Origin of the sequence: Paenibacillus chondroitinus NBRC 15376 (genome assembly GCF_004000765.1) — a bacterium.
Lineage (GTDB): Bacteria > Bacillota > Bacilli > Paenibacillales > NBRC-103111 > Paenibacillus_E > Paenibacillus_E chondroitinus.
Map to the genome: position 1 here is coordinate 1 of NZ_BILW01000066.1, position 26768 is coordinate 26768.

General features: G+C 48.7%; 23 protein-coding genes and 1 other annotated feature. Of the genes, 3 read left to right on the plus strand and 20 right to left on the minus strand.

Annotated features, from left to right (window positions below; genetic code table 11):
- Positions 1-301: 301 nt before the first annotated feature.
- Positions 302-1570, minus strand: coding sequence for an FAD-dependent oxidoreductase (locus tag PCH02S_RS33495; RefSeq protein WP_127458438.1), 1269 nt, complete (start codon positions 1568-1570; stop codon positions 302-304).
- 161 nt (positions 1571-1731) lie between these two features.
- On the minus strand, positions 1732-2601 hold the full coding sequence (locus PCH02S_RS33500) for an AraC family transcriptional regulator (protein ID WP_127458439.1): 870 nt from the start codon (positions 2599-2601) through the stop codon (positions 1732-1734).
- A gap of 131 nt (positions 2602-2732) precedes the next feature.
- Between PCH02S_RS33500 and PCH02S_RS33505 the strand changes: the two genes are divergently transcribed.
- Positions 2733-3653 carry a phosphotriesterase family protein gene (locus PCH02S_RS33505; protein WP_127458440.1) on the plus strand — a complete coding sequence of 307 codons (921 nt, stop codon included), beginning with the start codon at positions 2733-2735 and terminating at the stop codon, positions 3651-3653.
- A 280-nt stretch (positions 3654-3933) separates the two neighbouring features.
- Here PCH02S_RS33505 and PCH02S_RS33510 read toward each other — a convergent pair whose 3' ends face one another.
- From PCH02S_RS33510 to PCH02S_RS33520, 3 genes are all read right to left on the minus strand, one after another.
- Entirely contained in the window at positions 3934-5427 is a 1494-nt protein-coding gene (locus PCH02S_RS33510; protein ID WP_127458441.1) for a glycoside hydrolase family 32 protein, read from the minus strand.
- 149 nt (positions 5428-5576) lie between these two features.
- Entirely contained in the window at positions 5577-6596 is a 1020-nt protein-coding gene (locus PCH02S_RS33515; protein WP_127458442.1) for an ABC transporter substrate-binding protein, read from the minus strand.
- 100 nt (positions 6597-6696) lie between these two features.
- A complete protein-coding gene (locus tag PCH02S_RS33520) occupies positions 6697-8532 on the minus strand; it encodes a helix-turn-helix domain-containing protein (RefSeq protein WP_127458443.1) in 1836 nt (611 codons plus the stop codon).
- Positions 8533-8688: 156 nt separating this feature from the next.
- Here PCH02S_RS33520 and PCH02S_RS33525 point away from each other — a divergent pair, with 156 nt between their 5' ends.
- Positions 8689-9249: a DJ-1/PfpI family protein gene (locus PCH02S_RS33525; RefSeq protein ID WP_127458444.1), complete on the plus strand. Its 561-nt coding sequence runs from the start codon at positions 8689-8691 to the stop codon at positions 9247-9249.
- Between the two features lie 371 nt (positions 9250-9620).
- On the opposite strand, the gene ileS is transcribed toward PCH02S_RS33525, so the two are convergent.
- Entirely contained in the window at positions 9621-12701 is a 3081-nt protein-coding gene (ileS, locus tag PCH02S_RS33530) for an isoleucine--tRNA ligase (protein WP_127458445.1), read from the minus strand.
- A gap of 49 nt (positions 12702-12750) precedes the next feature.
- Positions 12751-13004: a binding site (T-box leader), on the minus strand.
- Positions 13005-13180: 176 nt separating this feature from the next.
- Here ileS and PCH02S_RS33535 point away from each other — a divergent pair.
- Positions 13181-14167: a GNAT family N-acetyltransferase gene (locus PCH02S_RS33535; RefSeq protein ID WP_127458446.1), complete on the plus strand. Its 987-nt coding sequence runs from the start codon at positions 13181-13183 to the stop codon at positions 14165-14167.
- 81 nt (positions 14168-14248) lie between these two features.
- On the opposite strand, the gene PCH02S_RS33540 is transcribed toward PCH02S_RS33535, so the two are convergent.
- The 14 genes from PCH02S_RS33540 to PCH02S_RS33605 form a co-directional block, all read right to left on the minus strand.
- Positions 14249-15115: a PhnE/PtxC family ABC transporter permease gene (locus PCH02S_RS33540; RefSeq protein ID WP_127458447.1), complete on the minus strand. Its 867-nt coding sequence runs from the start codon at positions 15113-15115 to the stop codon at positions 14249-14251.
- A gap of 1 nt (position 15116) precedes the next feature.
- A complete protein-coding gene (locus PCH02S_RS33545) occupies positions 15117-15902 on the minus strand; it encodes a PhnE/PtxC family ABC transporter permease (RefSeq protein ID WP_127458448.1) in 786 nt (261 codons plus the stop codon).
- Positions 15892-16686: a phosphonate ABC transporter ATP-binding protein gene (gene phnC / locus PCH02S_RS33550; protein ID WP_127458449.1), complete on the minus strand. Its 795-nt coding sequence runs from the start codon at positions 16684-16686 to the stop codon at positions 15892-15894. Before phnC ends, PCH02S_RS33545 begins: the two co-directional genes overlap by 11 nt.
- Before the next feature lie 38 nt (positions 16687-16724).
- Positions 16725-17789, minus strand: coding sequence for a phosphate/phosphite/phosphonate ABC transporter substrate-binding protein (locus tag PCH02S_RS33555; RefSeq protein WP_127458450.1), 1065 nt, complete (start codon positions 17787-17789; stop codon positions 16725-16727).
- Between the two features lie 74 nt (positions 17790-17863).
- On the minus strand, positions 17864-18592 hold the full coding sequence (locus PCH02S_RS33560) for a phosphonate C-P lyase system protein PhnL (protein WP_127458451.1): 729 nt from the start codon (positions 18590-18592) through the stop codon (positions 17864-17866).
- A gap of 14 nt (positions 18593-18606) precedes the next feature.
- Positions 18607-19788, minus strand: coding sequence for a phosphonate metabolism protein PhnM (gene phnM / locus PCH02S_RS33565; RefSeq protein WP_127458459.1), 1182 nt, complete (start codon positions 19786-19788; stop codon positions 18607-18609).
- 27 nt (positions 19789-19815) lie between these two features.
- Positions 19816-20661 carry an ATP-binding cassette domain-containing protein gene (locus PCH02S_RS33570; RefSeq protein WP_127458460.1) on the minus strand — a complete coding sequence of 282 codons (846 nt, stop codon included), beginning with the start codon at positions 20659-20661 and terminating at the stop codon, positions 19816-19818.
- Positions 20662-20691: 30 nt separating this feature from the next.
- On the minus strand, positions 20692-21525 hold the full coding sequence (locus tag PCH02S_RS33575) for an alpha-D-ribose 1-methylphosphonate 5-phosphate C-P-lyase PhnJ (protein WP_127458452.1): 834 nt from the start codon (positions 21523-21525) through the stop codon (positions 20692-20694).
- A 5-nt stretch (positions 21526-21530) separates the two neighbouring features.
- Positions 21531-22661: a carbon-phosphorus lyase complex subunit PhnI gene (locus PCH02S_RS33580; protein WP_127458453.1), complete on the minus strand. Its 1131-nt coding sequence runs from the start codon at positions 22659-22661 to the stop codon at positions 21531-21533.
- A gap of 3 nt (positions 22662-22664) precedes the next feature.
- Positions 22665-23258: a phosphonate C-P lyase system protein PhnH gene (gene phnH, locus PCH02S_RS33585; RefSeq protein ID WP_127458454.1), complete on the minus strand. Its 594-nt coding sequence runs from the start codon at positions 23256-23258 to the stop codon at positions 22665-22667.
- Between the two features lie 14 nt (positions 23259-23272).
- Positions 23273-23698: a phosphonate C-P lyase system protein PhnG gene (phnG, locus tag PCH02S_RS33590; RefSeq protein WP_127458455.1), complete on the minus strand. Its 426-nt coding sequence runs from the start codon at positions 23696-23698 to the stop codon at positions 23273-23275.
- 92 nt (positions 23699-23790) lie between these two features.
- Positions 23791-24492, minus strand: coding sequence for a GntR family transcriptional regulator (locus PCH02S_RS33595; protein ID WP_127458456.1), 702 nt, complete (start codon positions 24490-24492; stop codon positions 23791-23793).
- 21 nt (positions 24493-24513) lie between these two features.
- Complete coding sequence (locus PCH02S_RS33600) at positions 24514-25146, minus strand: DapH/DapD/GlmU-related protein (RefSeq protein WP_127458457.1); 633 nt, start codon at positions 25144-25146, stop codon at positions 24514-24516.
- A gap of 1 nt (position 25147) precedes the next feature.
- Entirely contained in the window at positions 25148-26017 is an 870-nt protein-coding gene (locus PCH02S_RS33605; RefSeq protein ID WP_127458458.1) for a PHP domain-containing protein, read from the minus strand.
- Positions 26018-26768 lie beyond the last annotated feature (751 nt).

Here is a 26768-nt window from a genome sequence, read left to right on the forward strand (position 1 = left end):
CATGGGAGGCGAATAAGACCCTGTAGTTCCGCTTGATGAGGAAATCGCTCGATTTTCTCAAAATAGAGCACTATAGTTCCTTTAAGTGAAGCCATGGCGGAGTTCCCGCAGGTTGGAAGCTGGCTGTATGGTGAAAGTCGGCTATACATGGAAGTTCGCTGTACGATGGAAATCGGCTGTACGACGAAGTTGGTTGTATGGCGGCTAGCGTGATGGAAAGGTGCAGTATAAGTGCAGTATAAGTACACTAGCAAGCAATAAACCCAGACAGAGTTTACTCCGTCTGGGTTTTAATGATCTTCTACGAATACGATGCAAGCTTATGAAATACAACGTTCATCTCACGCAGTCCCTCATGCAGCGCATCGATGGATACATCGCGAATCACGCATGTATCATCCAAAGCAATGGAAGCTGCAATTCCCGCGGCCTGCCCCAACGCGTAGCAAGTAGGCTGCACACGCATGGACGACATCGCTACATGCGTAGCGGATATGGAACGGCCGGCGACGAGCAGATTGTCCACCTCCCCGGGCACCATGCAGCGATACGGAATGTCGTAGCCGCTGACTTTGCGCTCGTCGGTGGTCTTTTTGCCATCGGGACTGTGGATGTCGATCTCGTAATTCGTCTGGGCGACCACGTCTTGGAAGCGGCGACCCTCCACCACATCCTGCTCCGTCAGTGTGTACAACCCCTGAATCTGGTTCGTTTCCCGCACGCCAACCTGATTGGCCACGTGGGAAAGCGCATAGGTCTCAAAACCATTCCGCTGCAAGTAATGCACGATGGAAAATACCTGTCTCAGCGCCTCCGTTTCCGCGTAGTTGATGTCCTTGATGTTCGCGCCGTTGCCTTTGACCCGCGTCATGTTCACCAAGAGCTGACCGTCCTTGTTGCGTTCCCAATAAAGATGGCGCCCCTGCGGCAGATCGGATACCTTTTCATAATAATAGCAGCCTTCCGGCAGGATTGGGGTTACGGTCTTGCCCGTGTTCTGCATCATAAACATCAGCGTCATCGGCTGAGTCAGCCCATCCCCATCTCTTCCCGACGTATGAGGCACCCCGGCATCCAAAGCGACTCTGGCATCTCCGGTGCAGTCGATGAATTGCTTAGCCTCAAAAGCTTTCAGCCCTTCACGCGTAGACGCAATTACAGCTTCCAAGCGAGTTCCGTCCTTGACCGCCCCAACGAATTCGGTATGGTAGATGACCTCTACGCCTTCCTTTTTCATTTTCTCATTTAAATAATGCCTAAGTTCAAAAGGTGAATATTGCGGGGCAATGGAAGTATCATGATGCTCCGGCAAATATTCGGCCAGCACATCGGCGATCATCTCACGGTAAATGCCTGTCACGTTCCCAATCGGCATAAAAATACTCACATTTCCCAAAGTGCCCATACCGCCAAGCTGCCCTGATTTTTCGAGCAAAATGACTTTCTTGCCTCTTCTTGCCGCCGAAATAGCTGCCGCTGTTCCCGCAGGTCCTCCTCCGATAACGACAATATCAGCGCGTTCATAAGTCTCTATCTGTCTTTGAAAATCATACGTCCGTTTGTCACTCATCTTCGCCTTCGCTCCCTTCTATTTGGCCCATGCTTCAAAAAGCTTCTTGCATTCTGCCATGCCAAAATCCGCAACCTGCCGCGGCACTATGACTTCATTATAGGGAGCGCTGAACCGTCTGGCTTTGTCAAAATGCATAGTAAATGTATCAAAACGTCTTTTTATGGATGGCGTCTAATGTGACTTGGCGGGTATCCGAAGCGAAGCTTATACATCTTGGAAAAATGGTGAACGCTCGAAAATCCGCAGCTGTCCGCAATATCCTGAAGCGGCAGATCCGTGCCGCGGAGCAGATCCGTCGCGTAATCAAGACGCAGCTTGAGCAGAAATTGATGAGGGGCCACTCCGAATTGCGAGCGAAAATGCAAGGAGAAATAAGAGCGGGACATGAGCGCCTTATGTGCCATTTCCTCCACGGTCAGCGGTTCCGACAACCGGTACTGCATATAGGCCGGCACCCAACTAAGCGAGGTAGAGCGGCTATGCTCGGACGTATCGCGGGTTGTGTATTCTTTTAACAATTCCAGAACTATCTCTGTGGCATGGACTTGGGCTTGAAGAAGGTCGAGGGCGTTTTTGCGGCTCCAATGCGCAATTGCTTGCTGCAGAGTGTCCAACATCCATTCGTGCCTCGAAAGCTTCAATAGATAAGGGATGGAGATATCCGCAAATTTTTTCAGACTAGGCTGCAGCGGAACTGTCTCCGGATTAAAGCCGTGATCGATCGGCACAATCATTTCCGGACGAGCATCGACTAAGGAGGGGAACAGCTCCATGTGCAATGACATCAGGGTCAGTGGCGCATCGGATTCCATCTGATGCACAATGCCCGGCTGTACGAAGACGAACTGCCCCTGATTCACCTCATAGAGACCCCCTTCGGCCTGAAGGCGAAAGGACCCTTCCTGTACATAAAGCAGCATGTAGTCGGTGATAATTCTGGGCGGCGTTTTCCATTGATGAAAATGCAACAGGTCCGCATAGCGAATGTACGGCTGCAGCTCTTGATTTAAAATCGATTCGGCGGACATGCGAATTCTCCGTTCTTCACAGTTTTCCTAATGATTCTATTGTAAAAGAATAACAGGGTGTTGCCTACTCCAACCGGTCCACGATAGACTAAAGTAGAGTAAAATCGAGGATCAAGGGGGACATCGATGTTATGCTGCAAACCGTAAAAGGGCTTATCCACGAAAAAGAAGCTGGTACCATTCTCGTCCACGAGCATGTTCTCGTTGGATTTGTCGAAGATGGCAAGTTAACTCCGAACGATTACGACTGCGATGAGGTTGTGGCCTCCATCTTGCCGCTCCTGCTGCAGTTGAAGGAGGCTGGCTGCTCGACATTCATAGATTGTGCGCCGGAATATTTGGGGCGTGACCCGTACGTTTTAAAAGACTTGTCTGCTAAGTCCGGTCTGCATCTCGTGACGAACACTGGCTTTTATAAAGCCCCTTATTTGCCGCCTTTCGTTTATCAAGCCACAGAGCGCGAGCTATCCGATCTATGGATTCGCGAGGCGCAAAACGGCATTGGAGATAGCGGTGTATACCCTGGCTATATCAAAATCGCTTTAAACGACGGAACGTCGATCAATGAGACGCAGCAAAAAATTTTGCGGGCCGCAATCCGCACCTCCTTTGAAACCGGATTGCCGATTCAATGTCATACCATCGGCGGGGATACCGCCCTGCATGCTGGAGAAATCATGAGAGAGGCAGGCTTCGACCTGGAACGTTTCATCTGGGTGCATGCCCAAACCGGCAAGGATCTGACCGTCCATCAACGGTTGGCGGATGAGGGCATGTGGATTTCGATTGATTCCATTTTGCCAGGTACTTATGACAAGCATGTGGAATTGCTGCAACAGCTCCGGCAGCAAGGCATAAGCAGCGAGCAAATTCTGCTTTCTCAAGACACAGGCTGGTACACGGTCGGCGAGGAGAAAGGCGGCAATCTCCGGCCTTATCACCACCTGCTGACCGATTTCCTCCCTTATGCGGCTCAACAAGGTTTGGATCTGAATTGGCTTACACAGTGCGTTACCCGGAATGCTTATCAGGCGATGCGTATACGAGATTAGAATGCACAAAACCAGCAGCCCTTGCCTCGGGTTTGCTGGTTTTTTGTGTTAAAGGAGCTTGAGTCCGCTATTTGCGTATAATCCGTGTAATCCGCGTTCCAAGAGAACTACAGGGTCTTATTTAGACCACTCTGCTCGATTTTCAGCTGTAAATCATCAAGTAGCGCCCTGCAGTTACCTCTCAGTGATCCAATCTCCACTTTCAGGGCAAATAAAGCCCTGTAGTACCGCCAACCCTGCCCCATATGCCAAAAAGAGAGGAGCTCAAACCTAACCAAACCTAACCTAACACCCATGCGTCCAAGCTCTCGAGATGAGCTTCGCCCTTCTCGGCAAACAGCTTGATACCCAGGCTAGCCGCCGCAGGGTAAATACGGTTCGTGACGGTTTTCACTCCGTCATTGGCGAAGAGCTCGACCGACGAGCGGTCGAGGAACAGATGCAGCCTCACGCGGCCGTCCGCCATCGGCGCTAAAGGAGCTTCGCTCACGCCCGTTTCGCCAACGCCGGAGTGCGTGCGATCCACGCTGAGCTTACGCTCAGCGGTTGAATAAACCACCTTCGTATACTCGGTACCGTCCTCGGAACAGCGAAGCAGCAAGCCGAATTCCGCTGCGCCGCCGGCTTTCGCCACATCAAAAACGGCGATTAACTCAAGCGTATCGCCATGAACCCCTGGCAGCGCCAACTCCGTATCTGCGCCTATAGTCAGACCATTCACGCGTTGATGAGCTCCGCGCAAAGCCTGCAATTCCGCCACGGGTTCCATCCGCAGCGTACCATCCGCGTTAAGCTTCAACTCGCGCGGCAAGGTAAAGGCACCCATCCAGCCCCGCTCCTGCTCGGGCATTTTGGCACCCCAAATGTTCATCCAGCCTTGCAGGATGCGCCGGCCTTGCCCGTCCATGAACGTCTGCGGGGCGTAGAAATCAAACCCGTAATCCAGCCGCTCCTTATAGCCGTAGCTGAATTGACCCGTCTCATAGTTCAATTTGCCGGTTAAGTACATCGTCTTCGTCGTTCCCATATTCATCGGGGAAATGATCAGCACATGATCGTCCCCGCTCCCTAACGGGAAGAGATCCGGACATTCCCACATATCCCCCATCGTTCCATCGCTCTCCGCAGCTACTCCGAGATGACGCCACTCCCGTAAATTCTCAGACGTATACAATTGCACTTTACCCAAGCCGTCTTTCCCATATCCGACCACCATGTACCATGCCCCTGCATGCCGCCACACCTTCGGGTCCCGGAACCCGAGACCGCCTTCCTCCGGAGCTCCCGCAATGACCGGGTTGCCAGCCTCTTTTCGGAAGATCAATCCATCCGTACTAATCGCGAGACACTGCACCTCCACGGGTGTTCGCCCGTCAACATGCCCTGTATAAATTAACGTGAGATGACCGTTATCGTCCACAGCACTGCCTGACCAGCAGCCATGGCCGCTATTTTCTCCTGTGTCGTAAACTTCCGAAGGCGCTAACGCAACCGGGAGATGTTCCCAGTTCACTAAATCTTTACTTTTGGCGTGTCCCCAGTGCATGGGTCCCCATTTGGCTTCATACGGATAATGCTGATAAAACGCATGGTACTCATCTTTATAAAAGATAAGGCCATTCGGATCATTCATCCAGCCTGCAGGAGGCATCAAATGATAGCTGAGCCTGTAACTGTCTTCCTCAAGCCCATCCACCTTTTGCTTCAAAAATGCATTCGCTTGCTCTACTCGTTCCTCGTGCGCCTTATTTCGCCCTACCGCTTGCTGATCCATGTTTTCTCCTCCTGTCACGCATGTGCCAAATGTCTAACATTTCATCTTTCAAATTCTCCATCGCCCCCTAGCTAACCTTTATATGTAAAACAAAAAACAGCCCATCCAATTAAGGTAGGGCGGCCGCAGCTTGTCGCTGCCAAAGCTCTTTATTTTGCACTCTTCACCAGCATATCCGTAATCAAATCCGCTTGTCCCAGGATCGAGATTGGATCGTAGTGCAGGAATGTTTTGTAGTCCAGCATATGGACTTTGTTATTTTTTACGGCAGGAAGTGTCTTCCAGATCGGGCTCTCAAGAATCTCCTTCACCTGTGCCTCTGTCGTACCTTCGTTCATGCAGATAAAAATGTGATCGACATTCGCATACTGAGACAGCATCTCCATGGAAAATTCAACAAGCTGCTTGCCGCTATCAATCGCTTCTTTCTGAACAAAATCCGGCGCTTTCAGCTTCAGCATGTTATAGATGACTTCTCCGCCACGGCCATAGTTATCGCCAAGGAAGGAAATCTTTTTCTCCCGAACGTTGATGATAACGGCAGTTTCGCCTTCTTTCACCGCACCTTTGATTTTCTCACGGCTTTCTTTGGCCTTCTGCTCATACTTGGCGAGCCATTGTTCCGCTTCCTTCTGTCTTCCGAAGGTATCGCCAAGCAGCTTCACTTCTTCTCTCACATTTTTGTAAGCATTATATGGAATAAAGACAGTTGGAGCGATTTTGGACAGCTTATCGTAATTTTCTTCGGCGAAACCGTTGATCACGATGAGATCCGGGTTCATGGAAGCAACCTTCTCTACGGACGCAGGCGAACCGATATCCTCCATTTTAGCCTCCTGCTCCTTCAAAAATGGACTCCCCATCCACCACTCCTTACTTGCGCCGATCGGATTCATGCCTAACGCCGCCAATGTGCCGTGGTAGTACGCAGCAACGACACGTTTGGGCTCTGCCGGGATCGTGACATCTCCTTTCGTCGTTTTGGCGACGAGTGTTTTCGCTGCTGCCGGAGCTGCAGAAGCTGGAGTCACCGCTGCCGGAGACGCGGATGCCGCTGCCCCCGTTGATGCTGTTGGCGCTGCTGTTGGCGCCGCCGTACTGCCGCATGCACTCAAAATAAACAACATCGCAGTCACCCCTGCGGATAACCATGGTTTCATTGCTAACATAATAGGATCGACCTCTCCCTTTGATAATGAAAATTATTCTCAGTTAGATCATAACAATCAGTCCGGGAGGCCGTCCATACACATTCATGACGAGAATTGCCTACGATTGTGATGAGAGACGCTCAACAATTTCCTGTATTTGGAGCTCCAGCGATAAAGGATCAAAACCGTAGAAGATCCCCCGGTCGACCTCGTACACCTGATTTTTCCTCACAGCGGTGAATTTTTTCCAGTTGGGATGCCTTTTAAACGATTCAGCAGCTTCCAGCCAATTAGACTCGTAGTTGATTAGAAAAACATGATCAGCATCGTACTCGCTTAACTTCTCAAGAGGAACCAGACGGTTTAATATCCGCTGATTGATGATCTGCTCCTGCACGATGCGGGGAGGGCGCAGCTGCAAACCTTGGTAAATCATCGGACCGCCCATGCTTCGCAAGTCGCCATAGACATAGATTTTACCCGAAACTACTTTCATAATGACAAATGTGTCCTGCGGGTTCAACCATTGTGCCAGCTTCCGTCCGGCTTCAGCAATTTCACTGTCAAAAGCATGCAGCCACGCCTCCGCCTCCTGCTGCTTGCCGACCACATCGGCGATATAACGCAGCTGCTCACGCCAGTCCATTTTCTCTAAATCCACAACAGCGACTGGGCCCAGCTTGCGTACTTTTCTCACATCCTGCTTATGAATATTGCAGAAAATCAGGTCGGGCTGCAGCTCGCCCAAAGCCTGTGTGCTATGCTCGTCCAAGCCATCAATCAACTTAAATTCGGCTTGACTAAGCAGGCTTTGATAATGAGCCGGCATCCACGTATCCAGAACACCAATACGCGGAACTACGCCAAGCTTCAGCAGACTCGAAGTCAGGCAAGAGTTCAGCGAGACATATTTCTTGGGTTGATGCACATAGGCGCTCGGCGATACCCCAACCAGCTGCTTGAATTTTCGGCTAAAATAATACTGACTCTGAAAGCCCACCTCCTGGGCTACCTCATGTACGTTCGATTTGGAAAGCAAAAGCAGCTCACGCGATTTCTCAATGCGCAGATGGAGCAGGTAGTCGATGAAGCTCATCCCCTTCTCCTTTTTGAACAATCTCGAGAAATGCTCCGGGCTCACGCCTAGCTGCTCCGCTAACTGGTCACGCGTCAAATCGTTGCGGTAATGTTGATGAATGAGCGCTACGGCATGCTCAATAACGTTCCCCGTTTCTTTGGGCCGCTCTTCCCCCATATTCCGGCAAATCGTATCCATGATCGAATAAAACAGCAGCTGCCTCCGAAACATCTCCTGCGGTTCTCCGCTCAGCTGTACGGCATCGAGCTCTTTGGTCAGTTTTAACACGCGATAAGGGGTTTGCAGTTGAATCGGCTCTTGGAAAATCGCCGGCATCTTACCTTGCCGGTACGCGCCTCGCGCCGCAGGCCATTCGGCTTTCTTCAGCACCTCAAAAGCAATCCGATCGAGATGAAGATCACGGCTGCTCGTATTTACCACATGCATACCGCTGCCGATGGGCGCATAGATGACCAAGCCATAATGCAGCGCCACTTTCCTGCCGTTCATGAATAGTTCGCCTGTCCCCTCCCGAACAATCAAGAGCATATCAACGTCCGTTACGTTCCATTCCTTTTGAGCATAAGGCTCGTAGGTCAAAAGCTGCGCGTCCAACACGACGAAAAGCGGAGTCTCCTGCGGTACGGAGGCTATTCTCACAGCCTCGCTTTCGAGAGCTTCCGTCTTTTCAACCTGGAGCTTCCCCTGCTCCTTCAGGACTCGCCGGACATTCTCGGCTTCTTCGTCAGAAAGCTTGCCCAAATGCTTGACCACTTTGTGCCGGTTACGGCCGGCCTCATCTTTGTAGGTGCTGACAATTTTATAATATGTATAGGGCTTGCCATTTCTCGTGAACTGGCTTTTCTTCAGAAACATGAAGCGTCCATCCCCTTGATTTGGTGACTATGTTGGGTACTTTCTTTTATTATAAAATACATTCGACAATTCGTGTCAAATTCCACCCGTTTACAACGTTACAAGGTTTCCTCATAATTGGGAGTGGGTTACCATTCATTTCCAAGGGGTGATACGATGTCCAAGAAAATCTTAATTCTTACCGGTGATGCTGCAGAGGTTTTAGAGGTATATTATCCTTATTTCCGTGTGCTGGAAGAAGGATATGAGGCTGTAATTGCTTCACCGACGAAAAAAGTGCTTCACACCGTCGTCCATGATTTTATCGATGGCTGGGAGACCTACACAGAGAAGCCGGGGCATTTGCTGCCGTCACACATCGCTTTTGCTGATGTAGATCCAAGCCAGTATGATGGGCTTATCATTCCTGGGGGCAGAGCACCGGAGTACATTCGGTCCAATGAGCACGTTCCGCGCATTCTTCGCCATTTTCTTGAAGCTGACAAGCCGCTTGGCGCTATTTGCCATGCTGCGCAAGTTTTCTCCGCGTTAAAAGATAACCATTACTTTGAAGGCCGTACGATGACAGCCTATACGGCGTGCCGTTTGGATGTCGAGCAGCTTGGAGCTAAATATGCGGCAGACACGCTGCATGTGGATGGGAAGTTAGTCTCAGGTCATGCTTGGCCTGATTTGCCCGGCTTCATGCGTGAGTTTTTGAAATTAGTCGCAAAATAATTTACATAAAAGAGGGAGGATCGCAGCCGTAAAGGTTGGGAGCCTCCTGAACGACAAAAGACCAGTCCAAACACGTAGGTGTTAGACTGGTCTTTTTCGTATTACTTAGAGGAACTACGATCCTCTTTTTCGCAGCAAATCGGCATCATGCCTACAGCGAGGGAACTACGATCCTTTATTTAGCCAGCTTCTCCTCAAATATAGCCTTTTGGGAGCAGATAAGACCCTGTAGTTCCGCTCGTCCACCAAAAGCACCGAATTCCGCTCGAATAGAGCCTCACAGTTCCCCTACAGGCCAAATTCCAAGCGCCCGCTCCCTCCCCACAGAAGAAAAAGAGCCGCTACCTAAGTAGCAGCCCCCGTAACGCCAATTACTCAATGAGCAGCAAACATTGATAACCACCGAACGAAATATCCTCCATATTCGCAGCCTGCGCATATCTGATCTCCGAGACAAGTACGTTCTCGCGCAAAACATGATCAAAATGCGCAATCGCAGCTTGGAGAGGCGCATCAACATCCAGCGTCAGAATGACGCGTTTGTCAATCGGCAAATCCAGTTTCTTGCGATAATCCTGAATGCCGCGGATCACCTCACGAACAAGACCTTCCTGTTCCAGCTCCTCCGTCAGGTTCGTATTCAACGCAACGTTGATTTGGTAGCCCGTCGCAGAGGCAAAGCCTGCTTTGCCTTGTTTTTCCACAAGCAGCTCATCCAGCGTAAGATGAATCGTGTCGCCTTCCAAGTTGACGTCCACATAACCGCTGTCGACGGCCTGTTTAGCTTCAGACGCAGAAAGCTGTTTCAAAGCATTTTGCAGAGGACCGACGAATTTCCCGTATTTCTTGCCGGCTGCTTTCAAATTCAATTTCAAATAATAATCGACGAATGTGCTTTCACTCGTCTCCAAACGAATCTGTTTCACGTTAATTTCATCTCGGATGATGTCTTCGAACCGGCTCAGATTAAATTCACGGTCCAGCGAAACGATGAGCTCCGACAAAGGTTGGCGTATTTTGATGCCGACCTCGTTGCGTGTTTTGTGCGCCAGCTCAACGATTTGCCGAGCCGTGGCCATATCGTTTTCAAGAGTCGTATCGATTGCGGCTTCGTTCACTTTCGGGTAATCGGCCAAATGAACGCTTCCTTCGCCGCCAAGGTTACCGTAAATATCCTCCGCGATGAGCGGGATATAAGGGGCAACCATTTGTGCTAAGGTGACTAAAACTTCGCGCAGCGTTTGGTAGGCGGCTACTTTGTCTTCAGTCATTTCACTGCCCCAGAAACGGTCGCGAGAGCGGCGAATGTACCAATTGCTCAGCTCATCCACAAAGGCTTCCATATGCTTGGCCGGGTTCATAAAATCGTAATCCTCCAGCCCCTTCACAACGTTCTGAAGGGTCGTGTTCAATCTGGAGAGTATCCACCGATCTAACTCATTCTTGGTAACTTGCTGCGGGTAGTCTTCGGCATTATATTGATCAATCAAAGCATACAACGAATAAAAATGGTGTGTATTATGGATCGTATCTACGACTTTAGACTTCGCATCTGTTACAATTTGCTTCGAGAACCGCTTGCTGTTCCACGGTGCGCTGTCTGCAAGCAGAGCCCAGCGGAAGGCATCTGCGCCAAATTCTTCAATAATTTCCCAAGGGTCAATCACATTCCCTTTACTCTTGGACATCTTCTGACCGTTCTCATCCAACACATGTCCGGTTGAAATCACCCCTTTGTAAGGCAGCTTTCCATTATACAAAGTAGATACGGCCATCAAGCTGAAAAACCAGCCGCGCGTTTGGTCAATCCCCTCGCAGATCATATCGGCCGGATACTGATCCGCGAACTGTTTCTCGTCACCGAACGGATGATGATACTGGGCGAATGGCATCGAACCGCTGTCGAACCACACATCGATCACTTCCGGCGTCCTTTCCATGACTCCGCCGCAGGAGCAGCGCAATTTTACAGCATCTACATAGGGCTTATGAAGCTCCAGACTATCATCGATAGGCGTGATGGATTTTTCGTACAGGTCTTTCCTGCTGCCTGGCGCATACTCTGCCCCGCAATCCTGACAAAGCCAGAGGTTCAGCGGAGTGCCCCAATACCGGTTTCGGCTGATATTCCAATCGACAAGCTCCTCAAGGAACTTCCCGAAACGGCCTTCGCGGATATGCGACGGGTACCAGTTGACTTGGCTATTGTTCGCAAGGAGTTGGTCCTTCACAGCCGTTGTTTTGATAAACCAGCTTTCCATCGCATAGTAGAGAAGCGGAGTTTTGCAGCGCCAGCAGAAAGGATAGCTGTGCTCATACCGTTCCTTGGCAAACAATAGACCGCGTTCCGACAAGCTTTTAACAATATCCACATCGCAATCTTTCACAAAACGTCCGGCGAAGTCGACGACCTCATCCGTATACCGTCCGGCAAGATTCACCACATTTACGAAATCCAGGTTATGCTGGCGGCATGTGCGGTAGTCGTCTTCCCCGTGTGCAGGCGCAATATGAACGATACCGGTACCGCTTGAGTCACTGACGTAATCCGCATCGACAACGATATGCCCTCGGTTCACCGTGATATAGCCAAAAGGCGGCTCATAGGAGGTTCCTACGAATTCCTCCCCTTTGTGCGTAGATAGAATCTCATAGTTCTCTTTCAATACTTTTTCGGCAAGATTTTTGGCAATGACGTAGATTTTGCCGTTTTGTTTGGCTTTCACATAGTCGATGTCCTTGTTTACTGCCAGTGCAACGTTCGCTGGAAGTGTCCACGGAGTCGTCGTCCAGGCAAGGAATATTTCCGGCCCTTTCGTGCTGCGAAACTCGACTGTCGCGCTCAAATCTTTGACATCCTCATAACCTTGAGCCACCTCGTGCGAGCTAAGCGTCGTCTGGCAGTCCGGACAATAGGGGCTGACCCGGTGTCCCTTGTAGAGGAGTTCTTTTTTATGAATTTCGGATAAAATGTGCCAAACGCTCTCGATGTAATCATTTGTTAAAGTCACATAGGGATGATCCATGTCTGTCCAGTAGGCGATTGCTTCTGTCAGTTCCCGCCACTGCTTCTCATATTCGAAGACGCTGACTTTGCACTTCTCAACAAATTCAGCTATCCCATACTTCTCGATTTCTTGTTTCCCCGAGATGCCCAACTGTTTCTCCACGCCGAGCTCAACAGGAAGGCCATGTGTATCCCAACCGGCTTTTCGCACGACACGGTAACCCGACATTGTTTTGTACCGGCCGATAAAATCCTTAATGACACGCCCGAGCACGTGGCCGATATGCGGCTTTCCGTTGGCTGTAGGCGGGCCTTCATAGAAGACGAAGTTGGGTTTATCACTCCGATGATCGATCGATGCGCGGAATGTTTCGTTTTGTTGCCATTGATTCAGGATGCGCAGCTCGCGGGCCCTTGCTTTTTCTTTTACATCTACTTTTCTCATACAGATCATCCTCTCCAATTTTAAAATAAAAACAAAAAAATCCCGTCCCATAAGGGACGAGATTATATCTCGCTATACCACCCTTGTTCCGATTGATCCATAACTCGATCCTCGGCACCTCCGCCAACGTACCATCATACGCGCCCCATGTAACGGCAGGATCCCGGGTCAGCTTACTTAAGTAGCTTCAGCTTTCCTTCTCGGAGAGGATTTTGGGCTAAGTCTTGAACGTTGGCTTTCAGCACAGGGCCAACTCTCTGGGGAACAAGGGATTAGCTTACTCGATCTCGTCAATGAATTTACTCAGAACTTTCAATTAATTCATTTCTACACCTTTTTTGATAAATTGTCAAATGAAATAGGAAAAACGGGCTTGCAGCCGAATCTTTATTTATATCCAGACTTTACCAAGAACTTCCTCTTCATGGATGGGATAATGGCTTTATCAGTTAACTTAATTGAGATGGAGGTCATCTTACGTGTCAAAATATACGATATACCCGATGCGGCAACCGGACGATTATGCGGCTGTCGCACCCTTGCTGAATTTGATCTGGTCAGAGCCGACAACTGCTGAACGGCTGCAGCGAGACGAGGAAAGCATTCCCCCAGGCAAGCTGCATTACAATGAGGACGGCGAACTGATGGGATGGGATCGTCCCAAATGGGTCGCGGCAGACGAACACGGGCAAGTGGTCGGTTACGCGATGGCCTGGCGAGCGCCTTGGACGGAGCCCGGTGCCTTAAGTCATACGCTTGTCGTTCATCCGAAACATCGTGGGGTTGGGATTGGTGCGGCCTTATTCGATACGCTTCATCAATGGGCTTCCGAGGTTAGAGCGTCGCGATTAATTGACTACATGAGGGAAACGGACGAGAGATCACTTGCTTTTGCGGAACGCCGAGGTTACGTCAAGGAGCGCCACACGTTTGAATCCGTGCTGGACTTGGCATCGTTCGATGGCGGTTCGCTGCACGAAGCGATAAACCAAGCGGAGCAGACGGGGATTCGCTTCATTACGTTAGCGGATGAGCCAGGGGATGCTAGCGAGAACAAGCTGTATGAGCTGTATAAAATCACTCATCCGGATATACCCGGCTACTCCGGCAGTTTTCCATGGTTCGAAGAGTGGAAAAAATGGACTATCACGCAATCCGGTGTACGCCCGGAGTGGATTCATATCGCCAAGGACGGCGATCGTTACATTGGCGTTGTCACCCTCCAGCAGAACGAACAAACACGGGCGATGTATCACGAGTTTACAGGTGTGCTGCCGGAATACAGGGGCCGCCGCATCGCACTTGCTTTGAAGCTGCTCGGCATACAAAAGGCGACGGCATGCGGTGTTCCCTATTTAAGAACACACAACGATTCCATGAACGCCCCCATGCTGCGAATAAACCGTGATCTGCTCGGTTTCCGTGCGGAAGCCGGGAGTTATAAGATGGTTTGTGAACTAAAGTGAGGAAACACGCTACTATCATGCTGCCGCTCAAACAAAAAGCGCATTCACCCCATATAGTGAATGCGCTTTACGATTATATGTTCACCCATGAACCCTTAACTTCTTCTTGATTTTTGCTGCGAGCAATTCAAGCAAGATAGCGAATGCAAGGATAAGATACGTGATCGCTCCGATTTCCCTCACATCGTAATAAAAGGAACTGGCCATGAACATATCGAATCCGATGCCCCCTGCTCCAGCAGCTGCTCCCATTGCCAGAGCGACAGCGAAGTTAATCTCAAATCGCATAAATGTCCATGAGATCAAATAGGACACGGACGATGGCAGCACAGCCTGAAACACGATTTGCCACCAATTGGCGCCGCTCGCTTTCAAGGCTTCAATAACCCCTTTGTTCAGTTCCTCGAACGATTCCGAATACGCTTTGACGAGATAGCTGATAGAGTGGAAAGTCATGCCGATAACAGCCGCAACGCTTCCAAGTCCAGCGGCAACAGCAAAAATTAAAACCCATAGAACGGTTGGAACCGCTCGAATAAAAGCGACTCCAGCTTTAATGACGATAGATAATTTAGGATTGGATAAATTGCGAGCTGCCAACAAGCCGAGGAACAGGGCGATGATCGAGCCGAACAACGTCGTCAGGAATGCAAGCCCCAGTGTAATCGTCAACTGTTTAATGGCCTCAAAGAAGGTAATATGTTGAAAAAGCGGTTGAAAAAACATGGTTTTAACCGTTTGAGCCGTTAAAGAGGCGGCTTCTACCAGGTTAATATCCTTATAGTCAAAAGTAACAAATGCAAAAACCGTCAATAGAGCCAGAGCAAGTAATGTCAGCCGGATCACAAAAGACTGTTTGTTAAAAGGTTTCTTGGGACTCACACTCTTAGTGTGACTCCAGCTGGTGTCTTTGTTAGAGACGGCTTTCAAAGATTCTTGAAGGTCCATTTTACAAAATCACCCTCCTAACATACGTAGAAACCGATTCAATGGCAAAAATCGCAAGGACGATAACGATAACGACCAGGGAGGCAGAGCTGTAATTAAGGCCTTTGTAATATAGGCTGAAAAGAAAACCTATGCCGGTCCCCGTCAAGATGCCGATTAATGTGGCCTGACGAATGTTGGTTTCCACCATGAATAGAACCCAGCTGAGCAATTGCGGAATACTGGCAGGAATGACGGATTGAAAAATGATGGGAAAATAACCTGCCCCCGTCGACCTTAAGGCTTCGACAGAGCTGTTGCTTACTTCATCGATGGATTCCATGAATGCTCTTGTTAGAAATCCGAATGAGCCGAAAAAGAGTGCGAAATATCCGGTAAGTACATTTTGCCCGAAAGAAATTAACAAAATCATGGACCAAGCAGCCACATCAATGTTGCGAAATAGCGTTGCGATTGAACGGCTTACAAAGCTGAAAACTCCGCCGACGCCTGTCGTATGGGAACCCGCAATGGCGAACAATAAGGCAAATACGGCTGCAACGGCGGTTGACGCTATAGACACAAGAATGGTCTCAGACAAACTGCTAATGATAGCGGGAAGCCGCTTCATCGCTTTTTCATTGGGATAAAAATTGGTGGCCGCCCATTCGGCTGCTTTCGGTATAGAAGTAAAACCTTTGATGACGTTATAGTCTGTAACTATGATAGCGATTAACGTGATGACCAACAGGAAAGCACAGAAGAGCAGCGTGTTCATGCGCTTTTTGGCAAAAAAGTTATCCCGCATATTTGCCCTCCAGCTCCAGCTCTTCCGCATGCTCTTCGAGCTCTGCGCCGTAAATCAGGGAAAGCTGATCACGTTTGATCTGTTTCGGAGAACCATCGTAGACGATAGCTCCTTTGTTCACACCAAGGATTCGATCCGAATACTTAAGCGCTGCATCCACCTGATGCAGGTTAACAATGACCGTGATGCCCATATTGGTAGAGATCGTACGCAAGTAATCCATAATAACTTTGGAGGCATTCGGGTCCAAGGAAGCAATCGGCTCGTCGCACAGCAGCATCTTCGGATTCTGCACGAGCGCGCGGGCAATGCCAACTCTTTGCTTTTGCCCACCGCTTAACTGGTCACAACGCTTGTACACCTGATCTTCCAACCCGAGAATACTCAGAATGTCAAAAGCCTGCTTTTTCTCTTCCTTGGAATAAAGTCCCAGAACTCCCTCTAACGTTGACTTGTAGCCAAGACGTCCATGCAGGACGTTCTCGACTACGGTCAGCCTGTTCACCAAATTGTAATGCTGGAACACCATACCCATTCGCGTTCTCAGCCGTTTCAATTCGTGCTTCTTGAAATTCATAATGTTCGCGCCATCAAAAATGATTTCTCCGCTGCTTGCGTCGATCATCCGATTAATACAGCGAAGGAGCGTTGATTTCCCTGCTCCGGAAGGTCCGATAATTGAAAGGAACTCTCCCTCCCTCACAGTGAAATTAACATCTGATAACGCTCTTGTATCCGCACCGTACTGTTTAGAGACCATCTTGAATTCCAGTAACGTTGTCATGGTTGCTCCCTTAATCCATTAGTTGATTCGTGATAACATTAGTTGTTGGACAGCATTCTAACCGGACCGAAAAAGGCATCATCTACAGGCAGGAATTTCTCTTTGCCTGATTTTTGTTTGAATACGCCGGCATCTTTGGAGTCTTTAGGCAAGAAGATTTTCGGGTTTTTCGTTACAGCATCGGATGTTAAAGCATCCTTCAATTTTTTCACATCATCCGCACTGACCGTACTTGTGTTAATAGCAAGAGGGGAGTTCAATACCGGCGTAACGGAAATGAGACTAAACTCTTTCCCCACTTGTGTGTTAAACGGTTCCGCTGCTCCTTGTTTCACTTTGTATACCGCTCCTGGCATGTTGGCCGTTCCTGAGCTCACTTCTACATAGTTAGCCACGCAAGTATCACAGAAAGCAGCTACGTCAGCTTTACCTGTTAACAAATTGACTGCCGCTCCTTGATGAGTGCCTCCGAAAAGAACTTCGCTGAAGAACTTGTCTTTGCCACCTTGAAGCAGATCATCAACCGTTAACTTCTTATACTGGTCTTGTTTGCTGAAATAGTTAACGATTCCGGCAGACGGCACTTTAAATCCGGATGTAGAAGAGTTCGATACGAAGGAGAACTTTTTGCCGGCGATTTTATCGATGGCAAATCCGTTGCCGTTTTTATAGGCAGCCTCATCACCTTTACGTACGCCTAACCAGCTATAGTAAACAGCGTCTTCCAATGTGCCTGACTCACCGCTCGGAACAACCAGAGGCTGAACCTTGTTATTTTTTGCATTAGCTTCAACGTAACCTTGTGGCCCCATATACGCTAAATCTGCACCACCGCTAGCAATAGCTTCAATCGCGATAATGTAATCCGTTGTTGTCTTATGCTCGACTTTTTTCCCCGTTGCTGCTGCGATTGCTTTTCCTAGTTCTTCACGTGCATCTTTCAACTCGGCACCGGATTCGTTCGGATACCAAGCAATTGTGATGGTGTCTTTTGTTTTGACCGGCGCTGCTGCACCCTTGGAATCCCCATCTGCTTTTGTACCGCAACCTGCTGCCACGGCAACTAAAGATAAAGAAATGATGAGTGTTAATATTTTTTTCATTTGAAAAAATCCTCCTATTATTCCCATTTTATCCTAGGTTACCGCGGAATTGTTTTCAGAATATTCTGTCTAATTTAAGAGATTGTAAACTTGTCCTTCTTCTCTGCTGTGTAAAATCGGCCATCCCTGATCTGATACTCCCGGTCACACAGATTGTCCATGAATTCCAGGTCATGAAAAATACCAAGCATCGTAGTGCCTTGCTTCATTAACTGCTCGATCAATTGTTTCACTTTCAGTTTGGAACCGTGATCAAGGCTTGCCGTCGGCTCATCGAGCAGAAGCAATCTCGGGCGCTTAACCATCGCTCTCGCAATATTTAACCGCAGCTTCTCGCCTCCGGAAAAAGTGGCGGGATAGCTGTCCCACAGGCTGCGGTCAAGCTCGAAATGCTCCAGCATCTTGATCGTCTCCGCCTCCGCATACTGGGCGTCATCGCCCATCTCCACGATGGCATTGTGGACCAGCTCCCGAGCTGTCGTACGCGGCATGACGCTAAGAAATTGCGACACATAGCCAATTTCGTGTTTGCGCAGCTCGATGATTGTCCTTTCCGGAGCGGCAGCCAGGTCAATGCGGCCGAACCTCTCCGAGTTGTACCAAATATGTCCCGCATGTGGCAGATAGGTACGGTAAATGCATTTCAGAACGGTGGATTTCCCACTTCCGCTTTTTCCGGTAATCCCTACGAATTCGCCTTCTTTCAGAAACAAGCTCACATCTTCAATCGCAGAAATTTGTTTGTTTAAATTATGCAGGGTAAAAGATTTGGACAACCGTTCTATCGACAGCAAACTTTCCATGCCATCACCTCCTGTTAGATCCTGTAGTTCGTTTTCTGAATCAGCTTTCCATCTACCAAGACGGTAGTCACAACTGGAAAATCATCCGGCTCCAATCGCTCAATGATCAGCAGGTCTGCCTTCTTTCCTTCCCGGACGGATCCATATTCCGCATCAATGTTAACGGCCTGCGCCGGATGAAGGGTCACGAGTTTGAACATTTCGACCAGGTTCTGCCTGTTCGATCCTGCCAGTTGGAACACAGCGTGAAGCATTGCTGCCGGGTAATAGTCACTGCATAGAATATCGATGCAGCCATCTTCAATAGCTTCAGCTGCAGATAAGTTGCCACTATGCGAGCCGCCAAGAATGACATTGGGAGCTCCGGCTACGGTATGCAAACCTTTCTCTTTCGCTTTGCGGGCGATGTCGAGCGTGATTGGGAATTCGCTGATGGCGGTGCCAAATCTCATCACCAAATCCAATTTCTCTACCGAATCATCATCGTGCGAGGCAATGGCGATGTTGTGTGCTCTGGCCATTTCGGCGATATCCCGAATCGCGTCTACCGTCATTTTCTCTTTGGTTTGGTGATTGGCAATCAACACGGCGATGTTCTCATCGGACATGGTATCGTAGCCAAGAACCGTCTTTTTGTACACTTCGAGATCCCTGTATTGGCCTTGTCCAGGCGTGTGATCCATGAAAGAGACCAAGTGGACCTTCTCTTCCTCAATGTAACTCTTCAAGTTATCGATCTGATCCAAATTATCGATCTCGAATCTGGCATGGAAGCGATGGCGAATCAAGTGCTTGCTGTTATGCGTGCTATCGATTAAATCGATGAGCTTCCGTACATTTTCAGGCTCCCGAATCGGACGGTACTTGTAATCAACGGATTTGAAAATGGACAAAGAGTGGTACATCGTCGTAATGCCATGTGAAATAAGTTCTTTCTCTGTTTCGCGCAAACCAATTTTAAAATCGATAAGTGAAGTTGGCCTAGGTGCCGTCATATGCTCAATGTAATCGGAGTGAATGTCAATCATTCCCGGAGTCACGTAACCTCCGCCTGCATCGATGACTTCTATGCCACTCACTTCCGCAATTTCACCTTTGGGGGCAATTCTGGCGATCCGCCCGTCTTGGACCAATAGATCATAACCCTCCAAAAGCGCTTCTTCCGTAATAATGATGCCGTTCGTTAGTAGATACATCATAAAGACCTCCACTCAGGGGATTCGTTATAACAGAGAATGAACCAACTGTTGTGTATACGCATGTTGTGGATCTTCCAGGATTTGGTCCGTCAGGCCCTGCTCAACGATACGGCCGTCCAGCATCACCATCGTCCGATCTGCCAGCATTCGGATCACGCCAAGATCATGCGACACTAGCAGCATGCTGATTTTCAGCTCTCTCTGCAGGTGCTTGATTAAATCCAGCACATTGGCCTGTACGGATAAATCAAGTCCCGTTGTCACTTCGTCCAATAATAAAATCGGTGGATTATTCGACAACGCTTTGGCAATTTGAACACGCTGCTGCATACCGCCGGAGAAATTTTTCGGTGCTTCCTTCATCCGGTAAACCGGAATATGAACCTGCTCCAGCAGCTCGCTTCCCCGGGACTCCATGGCGCTGACCGAACGATTTCCTGCTGCGATCATTTTTTCCGCAATATTACCGATCGAGGAGAAGTTCATCCGGAGGCCCATAACCGGATTTTGGTACACCTTGCCCATGAGATGATTGCGGATGTGTTTCTTCTGTTGGGATGATTCCTGAAAAAGGTTGCTCTCGCCATCTTTGTAAGGCTGAAGGAAAGCCTCGCCTCCGGACACTTCCTGATCGAAGTAAAGACATCTCATCAATGTCGATTTGCCGCTGCCGCTTTCGCCTACAATTCCTAGAACCTCACCAGGGTATAGATCGAAAGTAATGTCCTGGCACGAATAGACGGTACCGCAAGCCCGGCAGTAATTTCTCTCCAACTGCCTGATCACCGGGTTGCTGCACGCTTCACAGCCTGAACCGAATTGTTTATTTAAATGATTAACACTCAACATAGGGGTTGCAATTGCTCCCATCCTCATGTCACCTCTTCCTCTTTAAAGCGATTATGGATTCATTCGTGATAAGCAATAACTTGTATCATTACATTGATAAAAGGTTTCATCTGTTTCGGCATCATAGAGCTCATCCATAAATACATCTTGTGCTCCGCATTGCCGGCAGCTTTGACCTGGGAAGGACTCCGGTTCGAAAGGAACATCGTCAAACGCCAAGGAAACCACTTGCGTATACGGTGGAACGGCATAGATTTTTTTCTCGCGTCCCGCACCCAGTAAAATTAAAGCTTCGGAGTAGTTCATCTTCGGATTGTCGAACTTAGGAATCGGGCTTGGCGCCATGACATAGCGGTCATGCACCATCACCGGATGATCCGCACCTGTGGATACACTGCCGTATTTCATAATTTGCTCGAATAACATCAACCAAGCTCCGCTATAATCTTTTTCCCCGTGCAGGCGTTTGGTTTCCAATTCACTGGATTCATACATCCGGAGCGGCTCCGGCATCGGAACTTGCAGCACGAGAATTTGCCCTGCATCCAGCGGGACTTCTGGAATACGGTGCCGGGATTGGATTAACGTAGCATCCTGAGTTGCATCTACTGTAGGAACGCCCGTTGTTTTATCGATCAGCTTCTTGATGCTGACGGCATTCACCGATTCATCCGATCCTTGATCGATTACTTTCAGCACATCGCTTTTCCCGATTAAGGACAACGTCAGCTGTAACCCCCCGGTTCCCCAACCACGTCCGATTGGCAGTTCACGGGAAGCGAAAGGGACCTGATAACCCGGAATCGCGATCGCTTTCAGCGTAGCCCGGCGGATCTCTCTCTTGGACCCTTCATCCAAAAACGCAAAGTTATATTGGATTCGCATCTGCCTTACACCTCCTGGCCTTTGCCCACTGGGGTTTTTCTCGTCTTACGAACATCGTTAAGCTTCGCTTGGAATGTAACATAGTGCGGCATTTTCAAGTGAGAAATGAAACCTGTTGATTCAACCGAATCGATATGGAAAAGGACAAACTCCTCGTTTTGCGTAGGAATCGACTTATCACCTTTTTCGAGGCTTTTATCCAAAATGCTCATGGCAATGGCTTTCGTTTCATTTTGTCCGTAACAGAGACCGTATCCGAATTCGAGCTGCAGCTCTTTCCGGCCATTTTCCTTCTCGACCGTCGCTGGCACGAGCATTTCTACCTCAGTTACCTTGATATCACCGATAAAATAGGCATCATCCTCTTCACCGGACTTCGTGAGCGGACTGTCGATATAAACGGGAAGCTCTCCGACGCGCAGTTCTCCAACTGTAGGGTGGACCATGCCATAACCACGAATGACCGCATAGGCCAGTGAAGTAACGGCTCCCGTCTGTCCTCTTGTCAAAATTTGCAGCTTCTCGCTCCGTGTTGACGGAAACGTAAGGCTTGTCCGAGTCACATCATCCGGTTCGGTTGGATCCATTGGACATTCAGCAATGAGCCCTTCTTTCCTCAGGTAATCCAACACTTTGGGAAATCGTCCATCGTTTGTATCGATCATCTCTTGAGCCGTGATCACTTCCGCTTTACGATATTCTTCCAACCATTGCGCCACGGTTTCTTCTGTCTCATCGATCAGGTCGAAGTCCAAAAGCCTATGGGAGTAATCCATGGAAGCACCTAGAATTTGCCCGCCGGGAATATCCTTGAACGAAGCGGAAATACGTCTTTCCACCCGCATCTCCTCCGAGTGCACAGTTCTGGAATAATGCTTCCGAGGCAGCGTAGAACGATAGGCACGAAGCAGGAAAACCGCCTCCTCCGGGTTACCTTCCGCCTGCTTAATCGCCAAGGCCGCAAGTTGTTCGCTGTACATGCTGCTTTCTGACATGACCTGATCAACAAGCCCTCTCATTCCGGCTTCGATCGCAGGCACATCCAGCACCTTGCCCTGCCGCAATCGTTCATACTGGATTCGCTGCAAAGATTGTTCAATTGCGCGTGTTCCACCTTTTACCGCTACATAACCCATCGTTTAGACTTCCTCCTTCGTGACCTGAGTTGTCCTAGGCAATGCCAGCATACCGTGGGAAGCATCTGTAAAAATCAGATCCAGCCCAAGTGGAAACTCAGCATTTCGTTCAGCACGAATATCGATCCACTCGTCTGCTACATGCATCTCCGCTTTAACGGTTGTTCGAATTCCGGGACCGCTCAAAAGCAGCTTCGTCCCTCCGGATAAACCTTCCGTTTCGATAATGATCGTCGCTGAGCTGTGCGGGTCCTGAAGCTCTCCGATTTTGGCCGTTTGCAACGCTCGAAGCAATTCCGATGGCTCCGCATCGCTAAGGACGAAGATGAAATCCGCTTCCTCCAGCTCAACTTCTTTGGCATACGTAGATTGACTAAGCGCCAAAGCCATCTCCTTTTCCCGCTTAGACACCACCTTGAAAGTCACTTCCGTATCCAGCAGCATTCGCGCTGCTATATACGTTGCAGGCAGGTAACCTTGTAATTGTTCCAGTTTTTCTGCTTCTTCCGAAAGGTCTGAAATTGTCCCCGGCTTTGACATAGAGTCAATTAACTTTCTATACGCGGTTTGGATGTCGTGCACCATATCCAGCATCATCGGTTAAACTCCTTTCAATCTGTGTCCATCGTTTCAAAATCTACCTTCGTTCGCAAAACACTCTTATGCTGTAATTGTCGTCTTGCCGCTAATTGATCGCCTTCCGATTGTAGTAGAGCTGTCCAAGCCTCTGTCTCCTTCAAGCCGGCTCCATACGCCGCATCGATAATGGCCAGTTCGTACGCTTTCTTCGGCTCGTCACCTTTCAATATCCCAATCCCCACTGTGCCTTCGACGCGCACCTTACATTCCGTTACCAGCACCTCGCCCAAGTAAAACAGGCTTTTTTGTGCAGTCTCCCTTACTTTCACCATAACCAGTCCATGATTCGGCTCTTCGATTAAAGCAACCGGATAGCGGCTTTCAATCTCATTAGCCAAAGCAGCAGCGAGCTGGGGCGAACCGTTAATCAGCACTTCCGTTCTTTGCTTCCGATTCATGTCTAAGCCTCCTTCTTCCTTATGCAAACTTCACATCACTCACAATATCTTGTTGCCAGGTTGGCGGCTGTTAAGTTTGTGTAAAAGAATTTCTATATAACATAAGTGAACAAATCCCCACGATACATCGTTTTACTGTATTCCAAAGTTCGGCCAGACTCGCTGTCCTTGCACTCGCATTCTAGAACCAGCAATGGAATCAAGCTGGAACAGGCCAGAAGCTCCCTTTCATATTTGGAAGGATGCGTTAACCGAAGAGTTGACTCTGTAGATTGAAAGCTCTTGTAGCCATGATCTTTGTAATAGTTAAACATCGAAGTAATATCCTTACCCGAGCTTTCTATATCAGGGAAGACAGATTCAGCAACATAGGAAATATGCTGCGCAATCGGTCTACCGTCGATGATGCGAAGACGGCCAATCTTATAGACACGATCCGTTTCCTCTACGCCAAGCGTCTCGTATATTTTGTGATTGAATTCGATCGACTCGCAAAAAATATTTCTCGACTCGTATTGATACCCGAGCTCAATCATTTTCTGGCTGAAGCTTTTATTGGCGGAAAGCACCAGGGGGATTCGCAGGTTTCTATCCTGCACAAAACTCCCTTTTCCCTGTTTGGAGTAAATGTAGCCGAGCTCCTGAAGCCGTTCATAGGCTTTACGAGCCGTGATACGTGGAACCTTGAACCAATCGGCGAGTTCATTCTCAGATGGCAGTTTATCGTCAGGCTCATACTTCCCCGATTGAATCATCTGGATGAGATGGTCCATGATATCCGTTTCTTCAAACATGCTTGCCGCCTCCCTCTGCAATTACGCGTATTTCTTGACGAAACTCGTGATATCGTTCAATTCATGGAACCTTTCCTGAACGAGTTCACGGGGCCAATCCCACCAAGCAATTTGAAACAACGCATCAATAATTTCCTGAGAAAATCTTTGCTTGATCGGTCTCGCAGGCACACCTACTACGACCGTATACGGAGCGACATCCTTCGTAACAATAGCACCTGAACCGACAACAGCTCCTGTACCAATGTGGACACCTTTCATAACCGTTGCTCCATGTCCGATCCAAACATCATGTCCGATCGTGACACGATTGCCTCTGCGCCAGTTAAAAATCCCCTCGTCATTCGTCTCACTGAGTCCGTAAGAAGCTCCCCGGTACGTCATGTGATGCTGCGTCACCCGATCCATGGGGTGATCCACGGGATTGATACAAACGTGCGAGGCAATCGACGTATATTTGCCAACCTCTGTATAATTAATGCTCACATCATCCATCGTATAGGTATAGTCACCGATTAGGGACTCGATAATATGATTCGTTGGTCCGATGGAAGTCCATTCCCCAGCAAAACTGTTCGAAACATGACTGCTGGCGTGAACCCTTGGCTCGGACGATAATGGAAGGCTTGCATTTGTTTGATGGATCGGCTTCATATCATATCATCTCCTTGTTGGATAGTGCTTGTTTGCGTTCACGCAGCTCGTTCACTACATGCAGGCCAGGGGATTTACTTCCCAATTGCACGTCTTTTTCGCCATAAAATCCATGAAAATCAGAGCCACCGGTCATCACCAGGTTGTACTGCATTGCGTACTCATGAGCTCTTCGCTCATCTTCTTGATTGTGCAGCGGATGCCACACCTCGATGCCTTGAAGACCTGCTTCCACCAGATCCGGAATCAATTCAAAGCTTCTATATTGCCCCGGATGTGCCAACACAGGTACTCCGCCTGCCTCTAAAATAACCCTAACGGCTTCACGAGCATCTACATATTCTGTCGGGATGTAGGCAATACCCGGCTGTTCGCCGTTTTGACCGCGAGAAAACAGCTTTTTATATAAATCGCCATAGATTGTTGTTGTATAACCCTGCTCTATCAAGGCATGCATAATATGCTGCTTGTAGATGCCCGTTCCGCCTTCCGCATGCTTCATCACATCGTCCAAAGTAATTGAGTACCCTGCCTCGATCAGTCTATCAATCGCTGTAAGGCAGCCTTGGTGACGTCTTTCCAGCAGTGGGCTGCATAACGTCTCCATCGCAGCGTTTCCTGGCTCAATAAAGTAACCAAGAATATGAACCCTTCTCTTTCTTGCAAAATCATAACCTGAGATTTCTATGCCAGGAATGATCTCCACGCCTCTCTCCTGCCTGGTATGGACCATTTGCTGAAGATCACGGGTTGTATCATGATTCGTGATCGCCAAATGGCCGATACCTTCTTGAATAGCCAGATCCACTATTTCATCAAATGTGAAAGAACCATCTGATAGTCTTGTATGGCAATGCAATTCTACTTTCATAGAATCATCCTCCTTGAAAAAACAATGTGTAAATCGTTGTTAATTCCGTGTATTTTCTTGCTTTTATTTTGTTCTATATATCGATTCTAACTTGATGCCAAGTTCTTAGGGTCAATGCTGTGTAATCGCCAGGTTAAGAAATTGTAAGGAAATAAAAAAAGGACCTAGCTGGAGGCTAGGTCCTGGATCGGTTCGGATATGGGGAGGACTACGAACATTAGGAAAGGACTACAACACTAGGAAGGACTACAAACACTAGTGAAGGACTACAAACACTAGGAAGGACTATAAACACTAGTGAAGGACTACAAACACTATTGAGGTACTCTCGTGTGGCCACTGTCGTAGGGTACACATCAATTGCGGTAGACTAATGGAGTTGCATGATCTATTCGATCGTTGGAAGTTTCACATGCCTTGTGGAAATGAGACTCTACACTGCTCAAGGGAACTGGCGTCCGCTATTTGGAGAAAAACGAGTAGTGTTCATTTTGAGCGGAACTACAGGCACTTATTTGCCCTCCCTGCCGAGTTTTTCAGCTGATATCGGCAATATAGAGGATCGTAGTCCCCCTAGCCTGTGAAAAACAAGCCTTTTCAGAGAAATAGCGACCTGTAGTTCCTCAAAGCTTTAAATCATATGCGGACTTGGCTAGTTAACTGTAAAAGATCAGGTAATGATGCTACGCTGCTCTTGAGGCTGTTGATTTTAATGTACTTTTTGCAGCTGAGTGATGAGAAAAACGAAAAT